The sequence below is a fragment of the Lentzea tibetensis genome, assembly GCF_007845675.1.
GTDB lineage: Bacteria > Actinomycetota > Actinomycetes > Mycobacteriales > Pseudonocardiaceae > Lentzea > Lentzea tibetensis.
This window is the reverse complement of record NZ_VOBR01000072.1, coordinates 1-6758: the sequence shown is the minus strand read 5'-3', so window position 1 is coordinate 6758 and position 6758 is coordinate 1. Positions and strand designations below refer to the sequence as shown.

Here is a 6758-nt window from a genome sequence, read left to right as displayed (position 1 = left end):
ACCGGGCCAGACGAGAAATCGGGTGGATCCGGCTGTGGGTTTGCAGGTGGAGATAGACGGCGGTGCGTGCCTGCGGGGTCATCGACCACAGCACCGAGGTGATCAGGCACAACCCATCGGCCGGGGTGTCGATGAACCCCGGCAAAACACCACTCTCCGTGGCCGGAGTAGTGACAGGTGCGAGGGTGGCGATGGGGCTGGGAGTGACGTCGTGCATGTCCACAACCGGGATGGCCGGGGTGGTGGTCTGTTCCTGGGTGGTGCTGTGTTCTTGCGTGGTGGTGCGTTGAGCGGTGGTGGGTGCGCCGGGGGTGAGGGGGTGGTAGAGGACGGGGTTGCCGGCGGGGTCGAAGACGAAGGAGGTGACTGAGGCGATCTTCTCGGGTCTGTGGGCGATAGGTTCGGTGACTTGGGCGTCGGAGTAGACCAGGGTGCCGCGGTCGTTGAGGATGTTCATGGCGTGGGCGGTCGGGGTTCCACGCAGTGTCCAGGTGAAGCCGATGATCGCGGCGGAGCCGGGGCCGAGCGCTCGTAGTTTCTGCTCGACCGAGTCCAGCGAACCGGGGCCGGTGCCGGGTTCGCGGGTCCAGTAGTGACCGGCGTACTCCTGCATGACGGTGTCGACCACCCAGTCGTCGTCACCGTCGATGTCTGTCATGGGTTTCCAGATCGGGGCGACCTGCGGATTGCCGAACCAGGCCTCGTTGAGCGCGAGAGCGGTCAACGCGCAGTTGATCTGCCGGGCGGGTTCGGATCGCAGCCCGAGGTCGTTGTCCTCCTCATCGAGGACCTCGGCGGTGTTGATCATGCCGTGCCAGATGTCCGGAGCGCTGAACTGGTCCATCGGGGGATGCGTCACCGGCACCTCCCGACCGTCGCTGTCTCGCGTGGTCGGGAACATCACCTGTAACAGCTTCTGCTCCTCCGGCTCGGCCGGCTGGATGTGCTGGGCGTAGCGAGAGGTCAGCACAGGCAGGCTCGTCCGCCGCGCCCGCACCGACAGATCAGGTTCCTGGCCATGCGGATGGCCATAACCGAGAAAGTCGAACACGCAGGGCTGCCCGTCGAACATCCCACCGCGTGTGGTGACCTTCCACCCCGCCCTGAACGGCACCACCTCATAGCCTGCCGGAACCTGCCCACTGCCGGGCTTCTGGCCATCGGGTTGTTGCACGGCGTACCGGAAATTCCCGTCCGACTCCCGCTGGGCGGTGATCGTCATTTTTCTGCCGCCGACAGAGATCCCGATCTGCCCACTGGCCAGCCGCCCATGGTGATCGAACGCCAGCCGAAGCTCCTTCTGCTGGTTCTCCAACACCAACCCGTCACTCTCCACGGGCTGCCACTGCAACTGCACCGACCGCCCACCCACAGTCAGCTTCGCCGGCCCGCCGGACGCCGCAGACGCATCTGTTCCTTCCAACGCGTTCCGCGTCCGCGTCCGGGTCCGAAAGGTGTGCCCGGAACTGGCGGTCGGATACGTCAGCCGCGCGCTGCCCGACAACACCCCACCAGAACCCAGCCCACCAGAACCGGCCCCACCGAGTTCGACGATGAACTGCTCCTCCCGCAACACCCCGTCACGCCCATACACGCGATACGAACCATCACCACGATCCAGACGAAGCCGCGGACCGTCCTCACTCAACACCCCCTCGAACAACACCGTCCCACTCGCGGCTTCCACAACCCGCCCACGCCCACCCGGCACACACTCCAAGCGCACCCCCGCCACAACCACACCACCAGCCACCCAACCCGACCCACCAACCACACCGCTGGTCTGCCCAAACCCAGACGTCACAACAACCCCAATCCCACGCCGCCCAGCAGCCACAACACCACCCGGCAACACGACCACACCAACACAAACCCTGACACCAACAAGACGAAAACCCACCCACCCACAGTTCACGCCCAACTGTGCTTCCCAGGGGGCGAACTCGTCGAGCAGACCGCCGAGCGGATCGTCCGATACTGCGACAACAGCATCAGGCACCACACCCAACGCCCGCAGATAACACAACGGCGACGACAGCCCCCTGGGCCGCCGGCGCCCGTCCGGGCGGCTCCCGCGATACTCCTGCACGAACCGGCCCACCTCGCCAGCAGTCAGCTCCGCCGGATCGAGTTGGCAGACGAGTAGCCAGCAGCTCAGCCGCTGCATCGATTGCAGGTCGAACATCACCGACCACGGCGAGAACCCCTGCCGTTGCAGCGCCTCATGAAACCCGTCCGCGAACGGCTGCAGCGGGCCGGACACCCGCACTGCGTCAACGTCACCATCAGCATTACCTCCTCCACCGGAGCGGTCACTCCAGCGGGGAAAGCATCAAACGGCGACCGCGATTATGCCGAGTGGACAACCCAGGCCGCTGCCACCCGACCAGGACAAACACCCCCACCAGCAGCACCGGCCCGGGATAACCACCAACTCGGCATAAGGTGAGTTATCCCGAATTCGGGATAACCTCACCAACCACGACATGGACTCCACCAGTCCGTTCGCCTGCCTGCTCGTCGGCCAGCCCACCCTGCGGCGGCGGATGAAAATGGGTGCCCTCGCCGAGCTCGACCAGCGCATCGGGCTGCGCTACGCCATGCCACCCATGACCAGCGAGGAAACCGGCGGCTACCTGCGCCACCACCTCGGCCTCGCCGGACGCAGCGACACCCTACTTCTCCGACGACGCCGCCGCGCTGATTCACCAAACCAGCCGCGGCTACCCCCGCGCGGTCAACAACCTGGCACTCCAAGCCCTCGCCGCGGCCTTCGCCGACGACAAAACCATCGTTGACGAATCCTCCGCCCGCATCCCCGTCACCGAAGTCGCGGCAGAGTGAGCACCACGCCGACACCCTGAACACCACGGCCCCGCCCGGCACCAGCCCCGCGGGGCCGTTTCAGCACCGGACATCCTCACCGCGAACGCCCCCAACATGCTCATCTTCAATGCCGGGCAACACCTGTGAACCTTCGAATGATTCTCGGCGTGTGTGTACAGGTAAGCGGAACGTGTACACATGGAGGTAGTGATGATGCCGTGGAACCCTGCGGGGGACGAAAAAAACGAACGCGAGCGCGATAACGAGGAAGAGAGTCCGTTCGTAGGGCAGATTGGCAACCTTTCGCTGAGTGAGCGTGCTCCGAAGAGTGAGAAGGTTCCAGCCGCACTGACTCTGGATGTCACAGGCAGCTGGCTCACCAATGAGCAGTACGATGCGTTGACCGCCTTCGCCCGCGATGTCGCTCACACGGCAGTGGCCTATCACGTGTACGGTGAGGCCATCCCGCCGGTGACCGTCTCCGGCCCCTTGTACGCGGCCGGGGAGGTCCAAAGGGCTCTGAGCATGGTCATTACCAGCTACCTTCCCGACATTCAGCATGACAAACCGGGCGACCGACGCCTCGCCGCCGATAAGATCATCATCACGACGGCCACCCCGTCTGATACCACGACCACGGTCAGCTTGCCGCACAACACCGTGATAACACCCGCACCACGGCTGGTGGCCCCCTCTCTGCCCAAATACAACACCAACATCACATCACCGCCAGCCTCACCCAGCTCACCCCCTTCCTCACCATCGAACGACCCGTCACTCACGTCATCGAACGACCCGTCACTCACGCAGCCCAGTAGCAGCCAGTCCACTACACCCACACACCCCTCCAATCCGCCACTACCGCAGAGATACTCCGACGAGGCTTTGGGGAAGTTCGGCGGCACCGGAGGTAAAGCGGAGTGGTTCGCACCACTGTGGGGCCTACTGCTCAAGCATCCCGAACCGATGAGCATCAGTGAAATCAGCAATAGCGGAAAGCGGCTTCCGCTGAAGTTTCCGACAGGCAAAGTGAAGAATTACATCCCAGCGATGAGGCAAGCCGGTTTGGTAGTCGAAAACGGGCAGGCGGGAAAGACGTACCTCTACAGCCCTGTTATCCCCCCAGGCATCTCGAAAATTGAGCAGACGGCCCTTCTCGGCTGGGCTCGCGGTCTACCTGGGCCTGCCGACAGGAAGGCCGCCACAACAAACCTGACCAGCGGACCCAACATCCTGCCTCTGCCTGCAACTCTTCATGCGCGAGTAGTCCAGAACACGGCCAATAACAGCGAAAACACTTTGCTTGTGTCAAAGACGTTCGAGGTTCTATTGACTGCGGAGAAACCACTTAGCGCACTGGAGATCGCGGACCGCCTCAAACAAGATCACCACTTTCCAAATGCGACCAAGAAGACCTTGACGCCGTATCTGAACGCCATGATCACCTCAAACATGGCAAGCTGTCCGACCGCCGGAAAGACTACTACTACCACCGCCCAATACAGTGCCAAAATCCCTCTTCCGGCGAAGCTTCTGAGTGATCGCGCGTTCCAAGAGTTTCTCGACAAACTTTCTGACGTGAATGATCGCGTCCGTGCTGAGCAACGCAGCAAAGGCATCGATCCGATTGCGCAGCAGGTCTCAATCACTGCCCCTCCCAGCTTTCCTACGTCAGATACCCTTAAGGACGCCTTCCGTCAAAGTGAAACATCGCGAAGCGCTCATCTTAAAGAGAATGACATCCTTCAGGTGTGGGCCACCCTGTTAGTCAACAATCCAGCCACAAATAAGGAACTGGCAGCCGCCCTGTCGGGAACCGTTGCCACAAGGGAGACAGAATCCTGTACACAATTGCTGCAATTGTGCAACATGGCCGTTGTCTACCGCAGGCTCGGCAAGGTCAACGTCTACAAAGGTGTTGTTCCCCAGGGTCTGGAAATTGATGGCAATCTACGCAACTGGGTGGACAGTCTTCCTGGCTCAATGAAAGTTAAAGCCCAGAGTTGCCTCGATAATCCTTTTGCCACTTCTGCGCCCAATGAGCCGTCCTTGCCGCCACTGCCGCCCCGCGTCGCCGCACATGGCAAAAACGAGGGACTCAGCACACATCGGACTTGCCAGGTTCTGGGTATGCTGCTACGCACCAGTACGCCACTGAGCAACGAAACGATCCAAGCGAGGTTGAAGTCCGAATACAATCTTGACACCAGCAAGGATAACATCAACAGGTATCTGTCGTTTCTCGCCAAGGAGAATTTGGCGACCTCGTACAGCAAAGACAGCAGGACGAGCTTCTATGTCGGAAAAATATCGGAAAGCGTTCGAAATACTCCCGGTCTGGCTAAATGGGCCAGCGAGCTCAGTGATGATGTTGAGCAGGCAAATGCACAGACCCGCATCGGTGGTATTGAGCCTCTAGGTGCCGCGCGGCCTCTGCCACCGCTTCCTGCTGCACTACGTGACATATTCGGTGACGGCCCAGCAAAGAGGCGTGCTGCGGCGACACTGGGAGCGATGCTGAGCACGGACAAGCCCCTGATTCATCAAGATATCGCCGACGTTGTTCAGCGTGACTATCGCCTCGCCTATTCGGCTGTCCAAACTCGACTGGACCTGGTCAAACTACGTTCGTCGGGAGTCGTCAAAGAGATCGATGAGACTGGCAACGGCACCTACTTCACCGCTGTCATACCCGCGGACATGGTGAAAGTGACAGCGCTGGAGCGGAAGGCGTTAACCGATTGGGCACGTGGCGTGCTGACTGGGCGGCCCCAGACGGATGCGTTAGCTCGTATCGGTGGTGTCGAGCCGCTTGACTCCAATCCGGAACGTCGCGATCAGTTCGAACCGATCAAACGCAGCCAATTCTCTGCCGCGACGAATGCGGCACGGCCTCTGCCGCCAATGCAGAGCGGAAAGCAACTGTTCCACAGACGCCATATTATTCCCAGTCATCAGATGCGCGACAGTTTCAAATCGTGGGTGAACTATCACTATCCGCCGGGCCATGGGGATCGCGCTGAGATGGTGAGGGTACTGCAGGCGTGGGAAAAGCAGATGTTCAACTATGTGCCCAACCTGTGGATCGGTCGCGGTAACACCAATAGTGGGGCGGGGTTTCTGAGGAAGGCGTTGTTGGACGCGGCCGATCTGGTCGACCTCGCCGACTACCACATAGTCGGCGAGGACGCCGTCAAGGTTGTCTCGTACAATACACGAGCCCACGAGGCTACCCAGAAGGCGTTGGCGAAGCCTGCTCTCAAGTTCCTCGATCTTCCTGAGGATAATAGTGCTGGCACGTCCGGGGCGAGGGATCCCAACAAGGCCGACTGGGTTACCCAGGAATGGGTTCCCTCAGAGTACCTCAACGAGTTGTCCTCGAGTGCTGATTTTGACTGGCCGGGTGGCACGCGGGAACAATATGAGCGATACATGCGCGTGTATCTCTGGCTGCGCGATGTCGCTTTCGCTCCTGGCACCTACAGCCTTGCAGATCTGACGAGCATTCGGGATGAGTTCCTGGACCTTCCGGAGCCGTCGGCGGTCACGGCGGGCAACGGTCTTATCGATTACGAAGCCATCGAGTATTTGAATATCGCCCCCGAAGACGGGAATCCGATGGAAGGCGATATTGGTGGGCGGCGTATTGAGTTTTATGATTCGGACGGCAACCTGCTGCGGAACCGCACGCGGTCTCTTGATGAAGTTCAGGAGAGTGTCGGTGGCGCGGTCGAGCAATCCGGGCGCAAGCGTGAGCGTAGTCTGTCGCCGGGTGAGTCGGTGAAGAAGAAGTCGTTGTCTGGTTCTGATGGTTCTTTTTTGGCGCCTCCGTTCATGGCGCGGTCGGGGTCGGGCTTGAGCAGTGTTCTGGAGTGGTCCGAGTCGGAGCTGGGTGGTGCGGGGTGGATCGATCCGGACTCGGGTGAGCGTCC

General features: G+C 61.0%; 1 protein-coding gene and 1 pseudogene. One reads left to right on the top strand and one right to left on the bottom strand.

Features of this window, described 5'->3' with window-relative positions; translation table 11 throughout:
- The coding region (locus FKR81_RS42850; RefSeq protein WP_222598623.1) for a toxin glutamine deamidase domain-containing protein at nt 1–2263 on the bottom strand (2263 nt) is incomplete at its 3' end.
- A 761-nt stretch (nt 2264–3024) separates the two neighbouring features.
- Between FKR81_RS42850 and FKR81_RS42840 the strand changes: the two are divergent.
- A pseudogene (locus FKR81_RS42840) lies at nt 3025–6758 on the top strand (hypothetical protein); the annotation flags it as partial.